This is a genomic window from Nocardia sp. NPDC050718 (assembly GCF_040654235.1).
Classification (GTDB): domain Bacteria; phylum Actinomycetota; class Actinomycetes; order Mycobacteriales; family Mycobacteriaceae; genus Nocardia.
The window spans coordinates 860181-879691 of sequence record NZ_JBFAHQ010000003.1; the positions used below are offsets into that span (position 1 = coordinate 860181).

At 69.9% G+C, this 19511-nt stretch carries 20 protein-coding genes; 18 read left to right on the forward strand and 2 right to left on the reverse strand.

Annotated features, from left to right (window positions below; all coding sequences use genetic code 11):
* Positions 1-2498: 2498 nt before the first annotated feature.
* From infA to AB0H54_RS18330, 17 genes are all read left to right on the forward strand, one after another.
* Positions 2499-2720, forward strand: a complete 222-nt coding sequence (infA, locus tag AB0H54_RS18250; RefSeq protein WP_003418601.1) for a translation initiation factor IF-1 — start codon at positions 2499-2501, stop codon at positions 2718-2720.
* A 148-nt stretch (positions 2721-2868) separates the two neighbouring features.
* Positions 2869-2982, forward strand: coding sequence for a 50S ribosomal protein L36 (gene rpmJ, locus AB0H54_RS18255; protein ID WP_011207363.1), 114 nt, complete (start codon positions 2869-2871; stop codon positions 2980-2982).
* 179 nt (positions 2983-3161) lie between these two features.
* Entirely contained in the window at positions 3162-3533 is a 372-nt protein-coding gene (gene rpsM, locus AB0H54_RS18260) for a 30S ribosomal protein S13 (protein WP_355271363.1), read from the forward strand.
* 9 nt (positions 3534-3542) lie between these two features.
* Positions 3543-3956, forward strand: coding sequence for a 30S ribosomal protein S11 (gene rpsK / locus AB0H54_RS18265; RefSeq protein ID WP_019045110.1), 414 nt, complete (start codon positions 3543-3545; stop codon positions 3954-3956).
* A 24-nt stretch (positions 3957-3980) separates the two neighbouring features.
* The gene (rpsD, locus tag AB0H54_RS18270) at positions 3981-4586 is read left to right on the forward strand and encodes a 30S ribosomal protein S4 (protein ID WP_218717566.1); all 606 of its coding nucleotides are present in this window, start codon (positions 3981-3983) and stop codon (positions 4584-4586) included.
* A 91-nt stretch (positions 4587-4677) separates the two neighbouring features.
* The gene (locus tag AB0H54_RS18275) at positions 4678-5736 is read left to right on the forward strand and encodes a DNA-directed RNA polymerase subunit alpha (protein WP_022567324.1); all 1059 of its coding nucleotides are present in this window, start codon (positions 4678-4680) and stop codon (positions 5734-5736) included.
* Positions 5737-5782: 46 nt separating this feature from the next.
* The gene (gene rplQ / locus AB0H54_RS18280) at positions 5783-6295 is read left to right on the forward strand and encodes a 50S ribosomal protein L17 (RefSeq protein WP_019045113.1); all 513 of its coding nucleotides are present in this window, start codon (positions 5783-5785) and stop codon (positions 6293-6295) included.
* A gap of 84 nt (positions 6296-6379) precedes the next feature.
* Complete coding sequence (truA, locus tag AB0H54_RS18285) at positions 6380-7219, forward strand: tRNA pseudouridine(38-40) synthase TruA (RefSeq protein ID WP_357346499.1); 840 nt, start codon at positions 6380-6382, stop codon at positions 7217-7219.
* Between the two features lie 77 nt (positions 7220-7296).
* Positions 7297-8514, forward strand: coding sequence for a hypothetical protein (locus AB0H54_RS18290; protein WP_357346500.1), 1218 nt, complete (start codon positions 7297-7299; stop codon positions 8512-8514).
* A 136-nt stretch (positions 8515-8650) separates the two neighbouring features.
* Positions 8651-9601, forward strand: coding sequence for a helix-turn-helix domain-containing protein (locus AB0H54_RS18295; RefSeq protein ID WP_357346501.1), 951 nt, complete (start codon positions 8651-8653; stop codon positions 9599-9601).
* A gap of 62 nt (positions 9602-9663) precedes the next feature.
* The gene (locus tag AB0H54_RS18300) at positions 9664-10641 is read left to right on the forward strand and encodes a helix-turn-helix domain-containing protein (RefSeq protein ID WP_357346502.1); all 978 of its coding nucleotides are present in this window, start codon (positions 9664-9666) and stop codon (positions 10639-10641) included.
* Positions 10642-10891: 250 nt separating this feature from the next.
* The gene (locus tag AB0H54_RS18305) at positions 10892-11896 is read left to right on the forward strand and encodes a helix-turn-helix domain-containing protein (RefSeq protein WP_357346503.1); all 1005 of its coding nucleotides are present in this window, start codon (positions 10892-10894) and stop codon (positions 11894-11896) included.
* A 103-nt stretch (positions 11897-11999) separates the two neighbouring features.
* Positions 12000-12947 (forward strand): AraC family transcriptional regulator, encoded by a 948-nt coding sequence (locus tag AB0H54_RS18310; RefSeq protein ID WP_357346504.1) that lies wholly within the window; start codon positions 12000-12002, stop codon positions 12945-12947.
* Between the two features lie 240 nt (positions 12948-13187).
* On the forward strand, positions 13188-14090 hold the full coding sequence (locus tag AB0H54_RS18315) for an AraC family transcriptional regulator (RefSeq protein ID WP_357346615.1): 903 nt from the start codon (positions 13188-13190) through the stop codon (positions 14088-14090).
* A 99-nt stretch (positions 14091-14189) separates the two neighbouring features.
* Positions 14190-15104 (forward strand): nitrilase-related carbon-nitrogen hydrolase, encoded by a 915-nt coding sequence (locus tag AB0H54_RS18320; protein WP_357346505.1) that lies wholly within the window; start codon positions 14190-14192, stop codon positions 15102-15104.
* A 154-nt stretch (positions 15105-15258) separates the two neighbouring features.
* Entirely contained in the window at positions 15259-16224 is a 966-nt protein-coding gene (locus AB0H54_RS18325; RefSeq protein WP_357346506.1) for a helix-turn-helix domain-containing protein, read from the forward strand.
* Positions 16225-16330: 106 nt separating this feature from the next.
* Positions 16331-17206 (forward strand): nitrilase-related carbon-nitrogen hydrolase, encoded by an 876-nt coding sequence (locus AB0H54_RS18330; RefSeq protein ID WP_357346507.1) that lies wholly within the window; start codon positions 16331-16333, stop codon positions 17204-17206.
* A gap of 6 nt (positions 17207-17212) precedes the next feature.
* Here AB0H54_RS18330 and AB0H54_RS18335 read toward each other — a convergent pair whose 3' ends face one another.
* Positions 17213-17548 carry a metal-sensitive transcriptional regulator gene (locus tag AB0H54_RS18335; RefSeq protein ID WP_357346508.1) on the reverse strand — a complete coding sequence of 112 codons (336 nt, stop codon included), beginning with the start codon at positions 17546-17548 and terminating at the stop codon, positions 17213-17215.
* A 144-nt stretch (positions 17549-17692) separates the two neighbouring features.
* On the opposite strand from AB0H54_RS18335, the gene AB0H54_RS18340 reads away from it, so the two are divergent.
* Positions 17693-18502 carry an S-methyl-5'-thioadenosine phosphorylase gene (locus AB0H54_RS18340; RefSeq protein WP_355271387.1) on the forward strand — a complete coding sequence of 270 codons (810 nt, stop codon included), beginning with the start codon at positions 17693-17695 and terminating at the stop codon, positions 18500-18502.
* On the opposite strand, the gene AB0H54_RS18345 is transcribed toward AB0H54_RS18340, so the two are convergent.
* Positions 18503-19483: a GAF domain-containing protein gene (locus AB0H54_RS18345; protein ID WP_357346509.1), complete on the reverse strand. Its 981-nt coding sequence runs from the start codon at positions 19481-19483 to the stop codon at positions 18503-18505.
* Between the last annotated feature and the right edge of the window lie 28 nt (positions 19484-19511).

The following is a 19511-nucleotide window of genomic DNA, read 5'->3' on the forward strand; positions in this document are numbered from 1 at the left end:
GAGCCTGGTTCCGGGCCGCCTGCACCCGCGGGTCGTCACCGCGGAACATCTCTGTCTGCGCGTCCGGAGCTGACCCGGTGCCCGCACCGGGCGAGGGATCGCCGGGCATCGCGTTGTACTGCGACGAATGGTAGGTCGGCGTCTGCGAGACGTAGTGCGACGGCTGGTCGGGGCCGGGCGCCTGCGGCGGAGCGACGAACTCGCCGGGCCGGTACGGGGATCCCGCACCGGTGGACGGCGTGAATTCGCCTGCGCTGTACGCCGACCGGGAATCGGGGGCGCTCGCGGTGGCGGGACCCGTACCGCCGGTGAGATCCGTCGGCAGGCTCATCCGGGTGGTGCGGTCGGCAGGTGCGCTGTCTTCCGCGCTACCGCCGCCGACTGCCGAGCCGTCCGTCGCCGACGTGGCGCCATCGCGAGGCGCGGAGCCGTGCGTCGATCGCGTGGCGTCATCGCCGACCGCCGAGCCGTGCGTCGACGGGGTGGCGCCATCGCGGGGTGTCGAGCCGTGCGTCGAGGGCGCATTGCCCGCCGAGACGTGGCCGATGAGAGCGTCGTCCGTAGGGCTGGCCGCCGCGGGCCGGGGCGATGCGATGGCATCGCCCGTGGCGGGCGAGGTGCGCGCCGACGGCGTGCCGGTCGAGCCGTGTGCGGCGAACGCGTCGGGCGAGGCCTGGGACGTCGCGGCGCGATCGGCAGACGACGTGCCGTCATGGACGGGCGCCTCCGGGGCGAGCTCGTTCCGCCGCACCGCATCGTCAGGTGACAGGACATCCCGGGCGGACACGTTCGTCTCAGCCGGAACGCCAAGGCGCGCAGGTGGTTCCGGCAGCGGCGGGGGAGCCGTCGTCGCGTCGGTCGACGACGCGAAGCCCGCCTGCGAGGTACCCGTCGCGGCCGGATCGCCCAGGTGTGCGGGCGGTTCCGGCAGGCGCGGAGGCGTCCGCGTGGCATCCGCGGCGTCGCCGATCGCAGCCGCGGACTCCGGCTGATCGAGGCTGTGCCGTCCACGGCCGGTACGTGCCTGTTCACCGGACTCCGGCGGAACGACGTCGGCGGGATCCTGCCGTCGAGCGGCGTCGGGCGACAGCGCCTGGTCGGGAGTGCGTGGGTCGGAGGACGACGAGCGCAGTTCGGCGACCGCCTCCTCGGACATCGTCCACCCGCCTGCCGACGCGCCACCGGTCGAAGCAGTGGTGGCGGCATTCGTCGCCGGACCGACCAGCGGGTCCGCCACACCCGGCGCGGATGGACCGGCGGTGGTCGGCGCACGGCCGAGCAGCGGGTCCACGCTGGGTGCGGATGTACCGGAGGTGGACGTCGGCGCAGGCCCGAGGAGCGGGTCCACGCTTGGTGCGGATGCGCCGGTGGTGGTCGGTGCCGGGCCGAGGAGCGGGTCCGCGGGGGCGCCGATCGACGGTTCGCCCGGTGCCGTCAGGCGCGGTGGCGCCTCGGTGTGGCGGGGGCGGGCGGGGGGATCCGGCAGGGGCGGGGGCGGCGGCAGGTCGGGGAGCTGACGCTGCTGCTGGCCCGGACCGAGCGGGGTGAGCCCGGTCGACGGCGGCGCGGGCGTCCGAGTCGGCAGGGAGAGACCGGAATGGTCACCGGCCTGCGCGGTCGGGTCGGCGTAGGCCGTCGCGGGATTCTCGTGCGCACCGGTCGGGCCAGCCGTCGGCGCGGCGCTCGGGCCGCCGTGCGACGGTGGGGTGTTGGCGAAGGGGCCGGTGGGGATCGACGGATCGCCGACCGGCGCGGGGGCGGAAGGCCCGGGAGCGGGCGGCACGGCCGCGCTGCTCCCGTTCTGCGGTGACGGCCACGGCGGCGGCGTGCCGGGGCCCGCCGGACCGCCCTGCCAGCCGTTGGGCTGGTCGCCGGGGATGAGTGGGTTCGCGGCCTCGCCCGGCCACGACTGCCGCGCGGGCGGCTGCTCGACCGGCGGACGCTGCTCGGCGGGCCGGCGCTGCTCCACGGGCGGACGCTGGTCGGCCTGCTCGGCGACGGGCTGATGCTGCTCGGGCTGGTCCTCACCCCTGCGCCGACGCCCGCGCTTGTCCTTCTTGGCATCGTCGTTCCCGCCGCGGCCCATGAAGCGGCGGCGTTTGGGTGCCTCGTCGATCAGATCGTCCTGGGGGAGGTTCTCCACCGGAGCCTCGTAGCCGACCTGTGTGACTTCGCTCTCCGACAGCCACGGCGGCAACATGGGGAGGCTGTCGTTGTTACGACTCACCGGCGCGTTCCGCTCACCAGGGTCCCCCGATCTGCTCGACCCACATCTCCGACGCCGGTGAGTTTACGCGACAACCCCGGCACGGTGGTGGGCGCCTCCGGTCGGCCGACCGCGCCGGACCGGTGGCCGGTTCGGGGCGTTTTTGCCTCTGGAGTGCGGTACCGGTAAGCTTGAGCGGCGGTGCACCTATGCGCCGACTGTTCGCATGCCAGCGGGCAGCTACGAGGCAATCCAAACTCAGGTTAGAAGCATAACCGGGATCGCGGAGGATATGGCGAAGAAAGACGGGGCCATCGAGGTCGAGGGTCGAGTTGTCGAGCCGCTGCCCAATGCGATGTTCCGGATCGAGCTCGAGAACGGTCACAAGGTTCTCGCGCACATCAGCGGAAAGATGCGGCAGCACTACATTCGCATCCTTCCGGAAGACCGCGTGGTCGTCGAGCTGTCGCCGTACGACCTGTCCCGCGGCCGGATTGTCTACCGCTACAAGTGAGACCTGCTCGACGCCGCGAGCCTGACGGCACGCGGCGTCGCCTGGTGTTCCGGCCCCGGCCGGAGCGCGCTACAAGACTTCCCCAGTCGTCGGCTGGGGAAAAACTGTGTTCACAGACCCTTGTGGACCAAGAAAAGATTGGACGGACGTGAAGGTTCAGCCGAGCGTCAAGAAGATCTGCGAGAAGTGCAAGGTGATCCGCCGTCACGGCCGGGTCATGGTGATCTGCGACAACCTGCGCCACAAGCAGCGCCAGGGCTGATCCAGCAGCACCACCGGGCACCGATCGTCTGATCGGACTGACCGAAAAAGAAGAACTCCCAGCTCCAGCACGCACGTACTTGTGCGCGCCAACCACCGGTACGGAGGCCGGTGCCCCCACCTGAAAGACGGGGGGACGGACGGGGAGCAGACCTCCGCAACCATTAAGGAACCTGCCACATGGCACGTCTGATGGGCGTCGATCTCCCGCGCGAAAAGCGCATGGAGATCGCGTTGACCTACATTTTCGGAATCGGGCGCACCCGCGCCACCGAGATCCTGGCTCAGACCGGCGTCAGCCCGGACCTGCGCTCGAAGGATCTCAGCGACGACGACCTGACCAAGCTTCGTGACTACATCGAAGCCTCTGACATGAAGGTCGAAGGTGACCTGCGCCGCGAGGTCCAGGCCGATATTCGCCGCAAGATCGAGATCGGCTGCTACCAGGGCATCCGCCACCGCCGTGGCCTGCCCGTTCGTGGTCAGCGCACCAAGACCAACGCGCGTACGCGTAAGGGTCCGAAGAAGACCGTCGCCGGCAAGAAGAAGTAGGGATAGCGTATGCCTCCGAAGAGCCGGGCCGCTGGCCCGAAGAAGACTCAGAAGTCGCGTCGCCGGGATAAGAAGAACATCCCGCACGGCCACGCGCACATCAAGAGCACGTTCAACAACACCATCGTCTCGATCACCGACCCCGAGGGCAATGTCATCTCGTGGGCGTCGTCGGGCCACGTCGGCTTCAAGGGTTCGCGTAAGAGCACCCCGTTCGCCGCGCAGCTCGCCGCCGAGAACGCTGCCCGCAAGGCGCAGGAGAACGGTGTCAAGAAGGTCGACGTGTTCGTGAAGGGCCCGGGTTCGGGCCGCGAGACCGCGATCCGTTCGCTGCAGGCCGCTGGCCTGGAGGTCGGCTCGATCTCCGATGTCACCCCCCAGCCGCACAACGGCTGCCGTCCGCCCAAGCGGCGTCGCGTCTAACAGCGGGAAAGGAAAAAGCTTAAAATGGCACGTTATACCGGCCCCATCACCCGCAAGTCGCGTCGTCTGCGCGTCGACCTCGTCGGAGGCGACCAGGCGTTCGAGCGTCGTCCTTACCCGCCCGGCCAGCACGGCCGCGCGCGGATCAAGGAATCCGAGTACCTGATGCAGCTGCAGGAGAAGCAGAAGGCTCGCTTCTCCTACGGCGTCATGGAGAAGCAGTTCCGTCGCTACTACGAAGAGGCCAACCGCCTCAAGGGCAAGACCGGCGACAACCTGCTCCGTCTGCTCGAGTCGCGTCTGGACAACGTCGTGTACCGCGCCGGTCTGGCGCGCACCCGTCGTCAGGCTCGTCAGCTCGTCAGCCACGGCCACTTCGTGGTCAACGGCGTCAAGGTGAACGTCCCGAGCTACCAGGTCTCCCAGTACGACATCATCGATGTCAAGGAGAAGTCGCTGCCGACCCTGCCGTTCCAGGTCGCGCGTGAGACCGTCGGCGAGCGTCCGGTTCCCGGTTGGCTGCAGGTCGTCCCCGGCCGCCTGCGCATCCTGGTGCACCAGCTGCCCGAGCGCGCGCAGATCGATGTGCCGCTGCAGGAACAGCTCATCGTCGAGTACTACTCGAAGTAAGCGCTTTTGGTGGGGGTCGCGCATACGGCGACCCCCGCACTCACTGACGAGGCATCAAATAGCGGATGCCCTGAACAGGAAGTAGATCCTCATGCTGATTTCCCAGCGTCCGACACTGACCGAAGAGGTTGTGGCGGAGAACCGCTCGAAGTTCACCATCGAACCCCTCGAGCCGGGCTTCGGTTACACCCTCGGCAACTCGCTGCGTCGTACCCTGCTGTCCTCCATCCCGGGGGCCGCGGTCACGAGCATCCGCATCGACGGTGTCCTGCACGAGTTCACCACCGTTCCCGGTGTGAAGGAAGACGTCACCGACATCATCCTGAACCTCAAGGGTCTGGTCGTGTCCTCCGAAGAGGACGAGCCGGTCACCATGTACGTGCGTAAGCAGGGCCCCGGCACCGTCACCGCTGGTGACATCGTGCCTCCGGCCGGCGTCGTCGTGCACAACCCGGACATGCACATCGCCACCCTGAACGACAAGGGCAAGCTCGAGATCGAGCTCGTCGTCGAGCGGGGCCGCGGTTACGTGCCCGCCGTGCAGAACAAGGCGACCGGTGCGGAAATCGGCCGGATCCCGGTGGATTCGATCTACTCCCCGGTGCTCAAGGTGACCTACAAGGTCGAGGCCACCCGTGTCGAGCAGCGCACCGACTTCGACCGTCTCATCCTCGACGTGGAGACCAAGAACTCCATCACGGCGCGGGACGCGCTCGCCTCGGCGGGCAAGACCCTGGTCGAGCTCTTCGGCCTGGCCCGTGAGCTCAACGTCGAAGCCGAGGGCATCGAGATCGGCCCCAGCCCGGCCGAGGCGGATCACATCGCCTCCTTCGGTCTGCCGATCGAGGACCTGGACCTCACCGTCCGGTCCTACAACTGCCTCAAGCGCGAGGGTGTGCACACCGTGGGCGAGCTCGTCGCCCGCACCGAGTCGGATCTGCTCGACATCCGCAACTTCGGCCAGAAGTCCATCGACGAGGTGAAGGTCAAGCTCCACGCGCTCGGCCTCTCGCTCAAGGACAGCCCGGCGTCGTTCGACCCGTCCTCCGTGGTGGGTTACGACGCGAGCACCGGAACGTGGAGCGACAGCGGCACGTTCAGTGACACCGACGGCGGCGAGCAGGACTACGCCGAGACCGAACAGCTCTAGGTCGCCAGGGGGGCACCCCCGGTGAACCTTTCCCAAGGAGAATCCAATGCCTAAGCCCAAGAAGGGTGCTCGCTTCGGCGGGTCGGCGTCGCACCAGAAGGCGATCTTCGCCAACCTGGCCACGGCGCTTTTCGAGCACGGTCGTATCACGACCACCGAGTCGAAGGCCAAGGCGGTTCGCCCCTACGCCGAGAAGCTCATCACCAAGGCGAAGGGCGGCACCCTTGCCGACCGTCGCGAGGTCATGAAGGTCATCCGCAACAAGGACATCGTGCACGCGCTGTTCGCGGAGATCGGCCCCTCGTTCGAGGGTCGCGAGGGTGGCTACACCCGCATCACCAAGGCGCTGCCGCGCAAGGGTGACAACGCGCCGATGGCCGTCATCGAGCTCGTCCGCGAGAAGACCGTGACCAACGAGGCCGACCGGGCCCGTCGCGTCGCCGCTTCGCAGAAGGCCGAGGCCGCCCCGGCCGCCGAGGCCGAGGAGACCGTCGTCGAGGAGACCGTGGCCGACGCCCCGGCCGCCGACGAGGCCACCGAGGACAAGAAGGACGCCTGATTCTCAGGAGTTCGGCCGAGCCCGTCACCCTTCGTGGGTGACGGGCTCGTTCTTTTGCCAGTGACAGCAGGCGCGGAGGAAGCGATGGACGACACCGAGCGGGAAGCGATCCGGGTGCGGCTCGGGATCAGCTACGACGGCACCGATTTCACCGGCTGGGCACGTCAGCCGGGGTTGCGCACGGTGCAGGGCACGCTCGAGGAGTCGCTGTCGAAGGTGTTCCGCGAGCCGATCCAGCTCACCGTCGCCGGGCGCACCGACGCCGGGGTGCACGCCGAGGGCCAGGTCGCGCATTTCGACACGACCGGCGACCTCGACGCCGACAAACTGCTGTACCGGATGGCGCGTTTCCTGCCCAAGGACGTGCGCATCACCGCGGTCGCCCCCGCGCCGCCGGAGTTCGACGCCCGCTTCTCCGCGACCCGTCGCCACTACGTCTACCGGCTCACCACCGCCCGCTACGGCGCCGAACCGCTGCAGGCGCGCAGTGTGGTGGCCGCCAAGCCCGGTCTCGACCTCGACGCCATGCGCGCGGCCTCCCGGCAGCTGCTCGGCCTGCACGATTTCGCCGCCTTCTGCCGCCGCCGCGAAGGCGCGACCACCGTGCGTGAGCTGCAGCGGTTCGACTGGGAGCGCGACGGCGAGCTGCTGAACGCGCACGTCAGCGCCGACGCGTTCTGCTGGTCGATGGTGCGCAGCCTGGTCGGCGCGGTGCTGGCCGTCGGCGAGGGCCGCCGCACACCCGAGTGGGTGGCGGGCCTGCTGACCGAGACCGAGCGATCGAGCTCGGTGACGGTCGCGCCCGCGCACGGCCTGAGCCTGGTCCGCGTCGACTACCCGGCCGACGCCGACCTCGCCGCCCGCAATGCCCAGACCAGGGAGACCAGGACCCTGCCCGCCGCCGGTGGGTGCTGCGGCGAGTAGCCGCTGCGTAGTTGCTGTCCTCGCCGGTCGGTCGGCGATACGATGGGTTCCTCGACGTCAGCGAGGAAGCCGGGCAGATGGCAGACGGTTCTGGTGGAGTTGCTCGCACGACCAGGCGGATAGCCGTGGCCTTGCTGGTCTGCGTGACCGGCCTGCTCACCCTCACGACCGTGGTGGCGGGCTTCGTGCGCGCCGAACTCCTCGATACCGATCACTACGTCGAGACCATGGTGCCCCTGGCCGAGGATCCGGTGGTCCAGGACGCCCTCGCGGCCAGGCTGACCGAGGCGGTCATGACACGCGTCGACGTGCAGGGCGCCGCGACCGAACTGGTCGACTCCTTCGCCGAGCGCCGTGACCGCAACCCGCGCGTCGAGGCGGCGCTGCGCAGTGTGCCCGCCCTGCTGACCGCGCAGTCCGAGAAGCTGGTGCGGGACGCGGCGGACGCGCTGGTCCGCAGCGACCGCTTCGCGCGGCTGTGGGAGACGGCGAACCGGCAGGCCCACCGTGCCATGGTCGCGGCGCTCACCGGGCGGGAAGACGGTGTGCTGCAGGTGAATACGGAGGGTGTCGTCTCGATCTCGCTGGAACCGATGCTGCGGCAGCTGGAGGCCGAGCTCGAGGAGCGTGGCTTCGCCCTGGCCCGTCTCGACCTCGAATCGCGCGGCGAATTCGTCCTGGTCGAATCCGAGGATCTGGCGAAGGCCCAGCGGGCCGTGCGGCTGCTCGACCGGGGCGCGATCGCGTTCGGTATCGCCACGCTGGCCTGTGCGATCGGCGCGGTGCTGGTGGCGGGGCGTGGTTCCCGCCGCCGCGCGCTGCTCGCGGTCGGCCTGAGCGTGCTGGTGTCGATGGTGGTGCTCGCCGCCGCGCTGCTGATCGCGCGCGCGGTCTATCTCGATCATCTGTCGGCGCGGTCGGTCTCGGTCGAGGTGGCCAGGACGGTCTACGACACGCTCGTCCATCCGCTGCGGGTGAGCACCCGCGTGGTCGCGCTGATCGGTGCGCTCACGGCGGTCGGCGCCTACCTCGCCGGGCCGTCGACACTCGCCACCAAGTCGCGCGACACCCTCGACGGCGCGATCGCGCGGATGCGCCGCGGGGAGGGCGGCCGGGTGTCCGGCGTCGTCGCCGCGAACCTCGGGGTGCTGCGGACCGTGGTGCTGATCGTCGCCGCGGCGGTGTTCCTGCTCTGGGACTACCCGACGGTGTGGGTGGTTGTGCTCATCGCCACGTTCGCGGTGGTGGCCCTGGTGGCGCTGCAGATCCTCGCCCATCCGCGCCGGGCGGCATGACGAAAGACACATCCGGGCGCGGGATTGATGGCTCTGCCAGCGGTGATTCCGGATAGAGTGCACCACCTCGGGTGACAACCGTCCGGGCGGTGGTGTCGAGGGTCGAAGCAACGGCCGACGCGGAAAGGCGGAGCGCATGGTCGGCCCTGCCGTCGCCTCGGTGGACTCGTTCGACGAGTGGGAAGCCGTCATGTCCAACGCCTACGTCCCGGTGGCGGTCGAACCGCTGCCCGGGATGCGGTCCTTCCGTGGCACCCTCACCTACGGCGCGGTCGACGGTGTCGAGTTCTCGACGCTGCGCTCGAGCGGGCAGCGGGTGACCCGCACCGAACGGCTGATCGCCCGGTCGAGCGCGGAGATGCTCTACGTCGGCATCTGCCTGAGCGGCGCGGGCCGGGTGCGCCAGGACGACCGGCTCGCCGAACTGCGGCCCGGCGACATGGTGTTCGTCGACAGCAGGCGGCCGAACTGGTGGGAGTCCGATGGGCTGTTCGAGCAGATCGTCATCCAGGTGCCGATTCCGGTGCTATCCGAGCGGGGTGGCTGGACCGAGCCGACCACGCCCGCCGCGCTCACGATCGCGGCGAATTCGTCGGCCGCGGTGGTCACCGAGTACCTGCGCGGGGTGACCGCCCTGCAGTCGACGCATCCGGCGCAGGCCGCCCAGCTGGCCGGGCACAGCATCCCGCTGGTCGCCTCGGCGCTGGCCATGGCCGCCGGTCGGCTGCCGGGTACGGCCGGCGCCGAAGCCCTGGCGCGGCAACGGGTTCTGGCGTTCATGCGGCATCGGTGCGGTGATCCGGCCCTGACCGTCGACGACATCGCGCGCGGCTGTCAGCTCTCGCGGCGGGCGCTGTATCGCGTCTTCGGTAGCGCCGATGGCGGTGTGCGCGCACGGTTGTCCAGAATGCGGATCGAGCGTGCCAAGGCGTTGCTGCGGGCGGATCCGGCGCGGCCGTTCGGCGCGGTGGCGGCCGCGGCGGGCTTCGCCTCGGAACGCCACTTCTACCGGGTGTTCCGGGTGGCGACCGGCATGACCCCGGGCGAGTTCCGGGAGAAGCTCCAGGCCACGCCCATCGTTAGCTAGGCGAACGGTGATGTTCGCCAAATTTCCTGACACGGGGTCGGCGCCGGTGCAACGATCGGGCGATGCAGGGGTTCGAGGGTTTTCCCGAAGTCTGCTCGACCGAGCGGACGGCGACGCCGGACGCGTTCGAATTCTGGGCGGACCTGGTCGGAAGTGCGCTCACCGAGGTGTCGATCGCGCCGACGGTCGACGGCGACTTCGGCGGCCGGATCCGCTCGGCCGACTTCGGCGAGGTCGCCGTGGGAACGGTGCGCGTGCAGGGGCACGAGCTGCGCCGCACCCGGCGGCACATCGCCAGGGCCGACGAGTTCCATGTCATCGGCAGCGTCGTGCTCGCCGGCCGGGCCGAGGTGGAGCACGCCGGGCATCGTGTCGTGCTGACGCCGGGGTCGATGATCTTCTACGACACCTCCCGCCCGATCCTGTGGCGTTCGACCGGGGCCATCGAGGACCTCACGATCCGGGTGCCCCGCCAGCGGGTCGTCGACTTCCTCGGCATCAGGGCCGAAGCGCTGCCCGCCGGGCTGATGCTCGGCGCGGGCGGTGTCGGCACCACGCTCGCCCGGTTCTTCCAGCGGGTGGCCGAACTGCGTCACTCCGATCCGGACGCCGCGGCGATCCTGGCGGGCAGCGGGATCGATCTCGTCGGCGCGGCCGCGGTGATCGCCGCGGGCGGTCGCCCCGGCCACGCGCACGCGGAGGCGATGAGCAGTCAGCGGGTGCTGGACTACGTGCGCGCCAACTACACCGATCCGGGCCTGACGGTCGACCGGATCGCCGATGCCTGCCGGGTGTCGCGGCGGACGCTGTACCGCATCGTGGCGGAGTTCGACGGCGGACTCGGCGCCGTGCTGCGCGGGCTGCGGGTGGAGCGCGCCCGAAAGTTGCTGGAGGCCGGGGAGATCGGCTCGATCGCGACGGTCGCCGCGGCCTCCGGTTTCGCCACCGAACGGCAGTTCTATCGGGTGTTCCGGGAGATCACGGGAATGACACCGGGCGAATACCGGATGGTTGCCCGGGCGCGCGTGGCGCTGCGCTGAGCGCGACACGACGAACCGCGCGCTGCGGTGATTAGCATCACAAGGTCGCGGTGGTCACCGGGCGGCGCGGGCCGAATCACCTGTAAAGGCCGGGGTCGGTTGAAGATTTGAGCTGCGGCGATATTTCCATTGTGAATCACTCGTTGGCAACGACCCGGTCGATCTGGCAGGCTCGGACACCGGGTGACGGGTGATTCGTTGTCGCGCCCACGGTTTGCTGGTCGGTTCGCAGGAAAGCGGGGTGGTTGGCGTGGAGTCGTCTGAGCCTCTCGTCGAGCTGAAACTGAACGACAGTCCGGAATTGGCGGCGGGCGAGGCTTTCGCGGAGTGGGAATCCTTGCTGTCGGAAAGCTACGTGCCGCTCGCGGTGGACCCCGAACGCGACGAGGTGTTCCACGGCCGCATCGTGCGCGGCAGTCTGCCCGGGTTCGAATTGTCGACCGTCGGGGCCAGCGGTCAGCGCATTCGGCGTACCAAGAGCGGCATCGCGCGCACCGACGGCGAGTTCCTGTTCGTCAGCATCCTCACCGAGGGCTTCGGCAGGCTGCACCAGGACGGGCGGATCGCCGTGCTGCGTCCGGGCGACATGGTCTTCTACGACACCACCCGGCCCTATCACTGGGACATCGACGGCTCCTGGTCGCAGGTGGTGGCCCGGGTGCCGCTGTCGGTGCTCGGCGAGCACGTCCCGACCGGGCGCGGCGCGCTGCCCACCGCGACGACGGTGCACGCCGAGAGCCCGGCCGGCGTGGTCGCCGGGTTCTTCCGCGATCTGGCCCGCATCCAGCAGAGCGCGCCCGAGCAGGCGGTGGTGCTGGCCGACAACGGGGTCAAGCTGCTGGCTTCGGCGGTCACCCTGGCCGGTGGCACGCTGCCGATCGGGCAGTCGGCGCAGGCGTTGTCGCGGGAGCAGGTGCTGTCGTTCATGCGGGCCCGATGTACCGATCCGGCGCTGACGGTGGACGAGATCGCGCGGGCCTGCCTGGTGTCGCGGCGCAGCCTGTACCGCCTCTTCGACGAGGCCGGTGACGGCCTGAGCACGGTGCTGCGGCGGATGCGGGTCGAGTGCGCGCAGGTGCTGCTCCTGCGCGACACCACCCGGGCGACGGCCTCGATCGCGCTCGCCTCCGGCTTCGCCTCCGAGCGGCACTTCTTCCGGGCGTTCCGGGTCGAGACCGGGATGACTCCGGGCGAATACCGCCTGGTCACCGGGCATGCTCTCCAGGCAGGCGAGCCCCGGCTCCACACCGCGTGACCCCGCACCTCCTGGGCGTTATGTCCGTATTCCCGTGGCATACTGAGCGCACTCGGAGCCGAGTGACGGAGGGGGCTGAGCGGTCATGAGTCAACGGACGACGGTGGCTGTTCGAGCCGGCGGCGAGCTGTCACAGCGCGGCGTGGTCGAGCGGTGGGAATCGCTGATGAGCGAGACCTACATTCCGCTCGCCGTCTCGCCGCATCGCACCGAGGTCTTCGGTGGCCGGATCGCGGCGACGGCCTACGACGACCTGCTGGTCACGTCGGTGCAGGCCGGCGCGCAGACCGTCCGGCGCACCTCCCGGCTGGTCGAGGCAGGCGCCGACCGGCACATCCTGGCCAGCATCTACCTGGGCGGGCGCGGGGTGATGCACCAGGACGGCCGGATCGCGCATGTGGACGCGGGCAGCATGGTCTTCTACGACAGCGCGCGACCCTATCGCTGGGAGATCGACGAGGACTTCGACAAGGTGGTGGTCCAGGTGCCGATCGACGCGCTGGCCGCGGTCGGCGCGCCGCTGGCCACGATCCCGTCGGCGGTCGCGCTCGGGCCCGAGCATCCCGCCGCCGCGGTGGGCGCGTACTTCCGCGGGCTGGCCGGCATGCAGCACGGCGACCCGGAGGTGGCCGCCGAGCTCGCGCGCCACGGCGTGGGGCTGCTGGCCTCGGCGCTGCAACTCGCGGCCGGGTCGGTGCCGCGCGGCCCGTCGGCCGCCGAGCTGACCCGCGCCAGGATCCTCGCTTTCATGCGGCGCCGGTTCGCCGACGCCGACCTCACCGTCGATACCGTCGCGCAGCGCTTCGCGATCTCGCGCCGCACCCTGTACCGGTTGTTCGAGGGTGAGGAAAGCCCGGCCCGCCGATTGCTCCGGATGCGTCTCGAACACGCGTGCGAATTATTGCGCGACGGGCGTATGCGACCGATCGAAGAAGTGGCCGCGGCGGCCGGATTCGCCGCCGAACGTCACTTCTACCGGGCGTTCAACGCGGAATTCGGAATGGCGCCGGGGGAATACCGCGCCGGATATGCGATGTGTTCCGGTCTGTGACCGTCGAGTGGGGCCTGTCACCATCGATCCGTTTCTGAAAAGAATTCTTTTCCGTCGGTGATATCCTCTTCCCAGTCGAGGGGGGTACTCGACGAGTCTTACGTCGTGTGAATACGAATACGACGAGGTGTCCCCATGACAGTCGATGTTCCGGCAGCAGTTGATCGTTCCCGTCTTCCCGGGGTGCTCGCCGTCGGCGCCGACGCAGGCGCCGGGGAACAGTTCCAGCAGTGGGAAGCCATGCTGACGCAGACCTACGTGCCGCTGGCCGCCCGCCCGGCGGGCGCGGAATCGTTCCACGGCCGCATCGCGCACCACGCCTATCCGGATTTCGGCCTGTCCCGGCTGACCTCGACCGCCCAGGAGGTCACCAGGACGCGGTTGCTGATCGCGCGGGCAGCGGAGGAGTATCTGCTGGTCAGTATTCACACCGGGGGATCGGCCGTGCTCAGCCAGCACGGCCGCAGCACCCGGGTCGGGGTGGGGGAAATGGTGTTCTACGAATCGAACGCGCCCTACGAATGGCGGGTCGGCGAGGATATCGAGCAGGTCATCGTGCAGATCCCGATGGACGCCGTGCGCCGCAGGCCGGGCATGTCGACGGTCCGGATCCCGACCGCCCGCACCATTCCCGCCGACGGGCCGGTCGCGATCGTCAGCGGGTTCCTGACCGATCTGGCGCGCTTGCAGGATCGCGATACCGTCCAGGCCGCCGCGCTCACTGAAACCGCCATCGACCTGCTCGCCTCGGCGGCCTCGCTGGTGGCGGGCCGGCCGCTGAACCGGCCCGCGGAGAATTCGCTGACGCGCGAAGGAGTGCTGGCCTATTTGCGGGCCAACTACGCCGATCCGGCGCTGACGATCGATTCCCTCGCGGCGGCGTGTTTCGTTTCCCGGCGGTCGGTGTACCGCGTGTTCGAGGAGCACGGTGAATCACCCACCGATCTGTTGCGGCGGCTTCGTGTGCGGCGTGCGTGTGGAATGCTGGTCTCCAGACCGGACCTGACGTTCGCTGCCATCGGCGTGGCGTCGGGCTTCGCCACGGAACGGCAGTTCTACCGGGCCTTTCGTCGGGAAACAGGCCGGACTCCCGGGGAGTATCGCCGGTTTGGCACGGACGGTCAGTCGAGTGGCACGCTATGACAGTTTATGTCCGCGCTATCTGCGAGAGAGTGAATCGAACACCTTTCAAGGATTGAGCGACAAGGGGTCACGATGTTTGGTCGGGTACGCGTTGCTGCGGTGCAAGCCGAGCCGAAGTGGTTGAACCTGTCCGCCGGGGTCGAGCAGGCCATCGGGCTGATCGACGAGGCCGCTGACGGTGGTGCGCGGCTGGTCGCGTTTCCCGAGACATTCCTGCCCGGATTCCCGTGGTGGATGTGGCTCAACTCGGTCGATTGGGGCGAGGAGTTCCTCGCGCGCTATCTCGCCAATTCGCTCACCGCCGACGGCCCTGAGTTGCGCGCCATCGCCTATGCCGCGCGCCGCAAAGGCATTCACGTGTCGATCGGGTTCGCCGAGCGCGCGGGTCGTGAGGTGTTCATGTCGCAGGCGCTCATCGACGTGCAGGGCGAGATCTCGGTCGCCCGCAAGGGGGAACCGACCGGCCTCGAACGCACCGTCTTCAGCGCCGCCGACGACGAGGTGCTGGTGCGCGACACCGAACACGGCCGGATCGGCGTGCTCGGCGGCGCCGACCACATGCGCCCCGCGCTGCGCGCCCGCATGCAGGAGGAGCGCGAACAGATCCACATCGCGTCCTGGTCCGGCTTCACCGTGTACTACGGCGAGGGCAAGGAATGGGGCCCGGAACTCAATACCGCGGCCAGCGTGCGCTACGCGATGGACGGCGCGGCCTACGTGATCGCTCCCGTCGCCGTGGTGCCGGTCGCCGGCTGGGAAGTGGTCGACGCCCGCCTGCCCGATCGCCGGCTGCTGCGCGGCGGTGGCGGTGTCTCCCGCATCTTCGGTCCCGGCGGCCTGGAACTGGCCACCCCACTGGCCGAGGGCGCCGAAGGCCTCCTCTACGCCGACCTCGACCTCACCCGCGGCCTGCGCCCCGCCCCGCCCGCCTGCGGCGAGCGCGACAACTTCCGGGTACCCAGCGGCCGGGTGGCCCGCCGGGAACCGGTGCGGGCCGAGCTGGCGGGCGCCTGAGCGGGCGCGCCGCACGCAGCTCGAAAGAGGCTTGCGCAGCGAGGTTTTCGCTGGTCCGGTGGCCTGCGATCGATGGGAGCGGCCGGAACGGACGGGTATCGTTGGTTCGTGCCGAATAGTCGGCCGTGCCGAAATCCGTTCCCGGAGGCTGCCGATGGCCATCGCACCGATGACGGCGGAGTTCGCCTCGGCGACGCCGCACAGCGACGCGTTCGGGCAGTGGGAAGCACTCATGCAGCGGACCTTCGTGCCCCTCGCCGTCCACCCCTACGCGGACCGCCCCTTCTACGGCCGGGTCGTCACCGGGGCGCTCGCCGGTGCGCCCGACTGTCACCTGACGACGCTCACCGGCCGCAATCACGAATTCCGCCGCGACACCGGCCATATCGCCCGATCCGGCGAGCAGTATCTGCTCGCCGGAATCCAGACCGAGGGCCGCGCCCGCCTGAATCAGGACGGTCGTTCGGCACTCGTCCTGCCCGGTCAGATGACCTTCTTCGACACGTCGCGGCCCTATCACTGGACCGAAGGTGAGCGGTTCGGGCAGGTGAATGTGCAGGTGCCGATCCGGCTGCTGCGCGAGCTGCCCGGACTCGGCAGGCTGGCCATGCCGACCGCCGTCACGTTGCCCGCGGGTGGTGCGGCCGGGGTGGTCGCGGCCTTCTTCCGTGACCTGGCCCGGCTACAGCAGGACGCGCCCGACCAGGCCGATCTGCTGGCGCGCGGCGCCCTCGATCTGTTCGGTTCCGCCGTCCTGCTGGCCGCGGGCACCGCGCCCGTCGACACCCCCGGCGAGGCGCTGCACCGCGAACACGTCATGGCCTTCCTGCGCGAGAACTACACCGATGCCGATCTCACCGCCGACGAGATCGCCGCGGCCTGTCACATTTCCCGCCGGACGCTGTTCCGCCTCTTCGGCGGTCCGGGCGAGAGCCTGCACACCGTCCTGCGCCGACTGCGTATCCGGCATGCCGAGGAGTTGATCGCCCGCGGGCGGTTCGACGCGCCCGCCGCGGTCGCGTTCGCGTCGGGGTTCGCCTCGGAACGGCATTTCTACCGGGTCTTCCACCAGGAGACGGGGATGACTCCGCGCGAGTACCGGCAGACCCATCTCGCCTAGCCGCCGGCTGGCACTGGTTGTCAGTGGGATGGCGCTGCAGGTCTGTGGATCGCCGTAGTCGCTGCACGACACTGGATCTCACAGGCGAGACAGGGGAGCGGGCACCATGGCGATTCGGGTTCGCGCCGCGGCCGTGCAGGCGGAGCCGACGTGGTTGCACCTGCCCGACGGGGTCGCGCAGACGATCGGCTTCATCGAGGACGCGGCGGTGGGCGGCGCGCAGTTGATCGCTTTTCCCGAGGCATTCCTGCCCGGCTATCCGTGGTGGCTGTGGCTGAACTCGGTCGACTGGGGAACGGAATTCCGGTCGCGGTATCTGGCGAACGCGATGACCAGGGACGGCGCCGAGATGCGCGCCATCGCCGACGCGGCACGGTGGGCCGGGGTGCATGTGGTGCTCGGTTTCGCCGAGCGCGCGGGTGCGGAGATCTATCTGGCGCAGGCGATGATCGGACCCGACGGCCGGATCCTGGTGTCGCACAGGCGATCACCCACCTCGCTGGAGCGAGAGGTGTTCGCCGACGGCATCGCGCCGCCGGTGGTGCACCACACGGAGCTGGGCCGCATCGGTGTCCTCGGCGGCACCGATCATCTGTGCCCGGAAAGGCGCGTGGACCTGTGGCGGGAGCAGGTCCACGTCGCCGCGTTCTCCGGTTTCACCGTGTATCACGAGGTCGACGACGACAGCACGATCGCGGTGAACAGTACGGTCGGCGAACAGTACGCACGCGACAGCCGGACCGTGGTGATCGCGCCGACCGCACTGGTCCCGATGACCGGCTGGTCGGTCGTCGACGCGCGCTCGCCGGAGCACCTGATGCTCAGTGGCGGCGGTGAGGTCGCCCGGATCATCGGTCCGGACGGGCGCGACCTGGTTCGGCCGCTGCCACCCGGTCGACCGGGGGTGCTGTTCGCCGACTTCGTCGTCGACGAGTCGGCCAACCCATGGACGGACGGTCAGGGGTTCATGCGGGCCTGCTGAGGACGGTCAGGAGCGGACCAGGCGCGCGATCGCGTCGGTCGCCTCCTTGATCTTGGCCTCGGCCTCGGGGCCGCCCGCTACGGCCGCGTCGACGACGCAGTGCGAGATGTGGTCCTCGAGCAGGCCCATCGCGACGGCCTGGAGCGCCTTGGTCATCGCCGAGACCTGGGTGAGGATGTCGATGCAGTACTTCTCCTCTTCGACCATCCGCTGCAGGCCGCGTGACTGGCCCTCGATGCGGCGCAGGCGCTTGAGGTAGTCCTCTTTGGCGGTGATGTAGCCGTGGCCCGAGTGGCCCGTGTGCTCGCCGCCGGTCGTGGTGTCGGGGGTGGGTTCGGTCACCGGAGGTCTCCTCGCCTGACGGGGTGCTCGGAGTACCGAGCTGATACCCCCCTAGGGTACAGTTTCCGGCGGGAAATGTCAGATGCGGCCGGTGTCGCGGTCCCGGTGATGCGCGCGACCTGCCCGGACGGGAGAATCACCGGTATGAGTTCGCTTCCCCGGCCCGCACTCGCCGTCATCGGCGGCAGCGGTTTCTATGACTTCTTCGACAACGACGCGGTGCACGTCGAGGTCGACACACCGTACGGCGCGCCGAGCGCCCCGGTCGCCATCGGCGAGGTCGACGGTCGTGCCGTCGCGTTCCTGCCGCGGCACGGCAAGCAGCACGAGTTCGCCCCGCACACCCTGCCCTACCAGGCCAATATGTGGGCCCTGCGCTCGCTCGGCGTGCGCCGGGTGTTCGCGCCGTGCGCCGTCGGCAGCCTGCGCGCCGACTGGGGGCCGGGCACCGTCGCCGTGCCCGATCAGCTCGTCGACCGGACCTCGGGCCGCCCGCAGACCTACTTCGACGGCGGCGGCGTGCACGTCTCCTTCGCCGACCCCTACTGCGACGACCTGCGCACCGCCGCGGTGAAGTCCGCCGGTGACGATCTGCGCGTCGAGGACTCCGGCACGATGGTCGTCGTGCAGGGCCCGCGCTTCTCCACCAGGGCCGAGAGCCGCTGGTTCGCCGGGCAGGGCTGGGACCTGGTCAACATGACCGGCCACCCCGAAGCCGTGCTCGCCCGTGAACTCGAGATGTGCTACGCCGCGGTCGCTCTCATCACCGACCTGGACGCGGGCCTCGAGGAAGGCGACGGCGTGCACGCGGTCGACGTCTTCGCCGAGTTCAAGAAGAACCTCGGCCCGTTCAAGGAACTGCTGAGGCGCGCGGTCGCGGCGGTCGACGGCGAGGACACCTGCGAGCGCTGCCGCGTGCACGCCGGGGTGTCGCTGCCCTTCGAGCTGCCCTGATCACCGGGCCGGCGCGGTGACCTGCAACTGAGCAAGCACGAACGCGGGCGCCGCGCCGTCGGCGCCCGCGGGCAGCGGCGTCACCTCGACGTCGGCGATCAGCCAGCCGCCCGACTCCGCCGCCAGGCGCACCCCGGTCATGCCCGCGCGGGCCGCGCCCGCCAGGATCTCCGCCCTGGCCGCGACGATCCGGGCCCGGTCCTCGGGGTGCGGGATCAGCCGCTCGTCGATCCCGCGCCAGCGCAGGCCGGGCACCGGCTCGGTGACCCAGCGCACCTGCCGGACCTGCGCGGTGTCGAGGATGCACAGGTACAGACCCGGCTGGGTGTCGCGCAGCAGCGCGAGCGTGGCGGCCTCGAAGGACTTGGGTTGCGGGGCAATGCTGTCGGTGACGTCCACCGTGAGGCCACGCCACGAGAACCGCTGCGCCGCGGTCCCGTTGCGGGCCGCGACGAACAGCGACCGCGGCCCCGCCGTCGAGTGCACGGTCGCGATGGCCGACCAGCGGCTGTCCGGTTCCGAGCGGGTCAGGGCGGCAACGATATCCAGCGCGCGATCGAATCGCTCGATCCGCTGGAAGGCTTCGGCGCCGGTGAATTCGAGTGGCACGGAACCGAGATGGGCGCCGAGCCCGGCGGGCCGGGTGTGCACCACCCTGGCCTGCGCGTCGACCCGGAACATCCCGACCCCGAGATCCTCGGTGGGCGCCTGCTCACCCACCCAGACCTTCACCGCGTGGGTCCCGGCACCCGGCCAGACCACCGGCTCGGCCCGTAACCGCAACTCCGACCACGGTTGCCGGGATTTCGGCAGCACCCGGTCGACCGGTGTGCCGGAATCGTGGGCGGTGGCGATCATCGGTTGCAGCGCGGCCGGGATCGCGCGCGGATACGACGCCCACTCGCGCGGCGTCGTCCCCGTGCTCAGCATCGACCACGTCGCGCCGAGCGTCTCGACCAGCTGCCACTGCCCGATGATCACCTGTGCTGCCCCCTTCGTTCACTCCCCA

Coding starts and splice junctions, on each gene's coding strand:
- rpsD (WP_218717566.1), top strand. CDS start 3,981: ATGGCACGTTATACCGGCCCCATCACCCGCAAGTCGCGTCGTCTGCGC.
- AB0H54_RS18330 (WP_357346507.1), top strand. CDS start 16,331: ATGGCGATTCGGGTTCGCGCCGCGGCCGTGCAGGCGGAGCCGACGTGG.
- AB0H54_RS18275 (WP_022567324.1), top strand. CDS start 4,678: ATGCTGATTTCCCAGCGTCCGACACTGACCGAAGAGGTTGTGGCGGAG.
- AB0H54_RS18290 (WP_357346500.1), top strand. CDS start 7,297: ATGGCAGACGGTTCTGGTGGAGTTGCTCGCACGACCAGGCGGATAGCC.
- truA (WP_357346499.1), top strand. CDS start 6,380: ATGGACGACACCGAGCGGGAAGCGATCCGGGTGCGGCTCGGGATCAGC.
- AB0H54_RS18295 (WP_357346501.1), top strand. CDS start 8,651: ATGGTCGGCCCTGCCGTCGCCTCGGTGGACTCGTTCGACGAGTGGGAA.
- AB0H54_RS18315 (WP_357346615.1), top strand. CDS start 13,188: ATGCTGACGCAGACCTACGTGCCGCTGGCCGCCCGCCCGGCGGGCGCG.
- AB0H54_RS18325 (WP_357346506.1), top strand. CDS start 15,259: ATGGCCATCGCACCGATGACGGCGGAGTTCGCCTCGGCGACGCCGCAC.
- AB0H54_RS18340 (WP_355271387.1), top strand. CDS start 17,693: ATGAGTTCGCTTCCCCGGCCCGCACTCGCCGTCATCGGCGGCAGCGGT.
- infA (WP_003418601.1), top strand. CDS start 2,499: ATGGCGAAGAAAGACGGGGCCATCGAGGTCGAGGGTCGAGTTGTCGAG.
- rplQ (WP_019045113.1), top strand. CDS start 5,783: ATGCCTAAGCCCAAGAAGGGTGCTCGCTTCGGCGGGTCGGCGTCGCAC.
- AB0H54_RS18300 (WP_357346502.1), top strand. CDS start 9,664: ATGCAGGGGTTCGAGGGTTTTCCCGAAGTCTGCTCGACCGAGCGGACG.
- rpsM (WP_355271363.1), top strand. CDS start 3,162: ATGGCACGTCTGATGGGCGTCGATCTCCCGCGCGAAAAGCGCATGGAG.
- rpsK (WP_019045110.1), top strand. CDS start 3,543: ATGCCTCCGAAGAGCCGGGCCGCTGGCCCGAAGAAGACTCAGAAGTCG.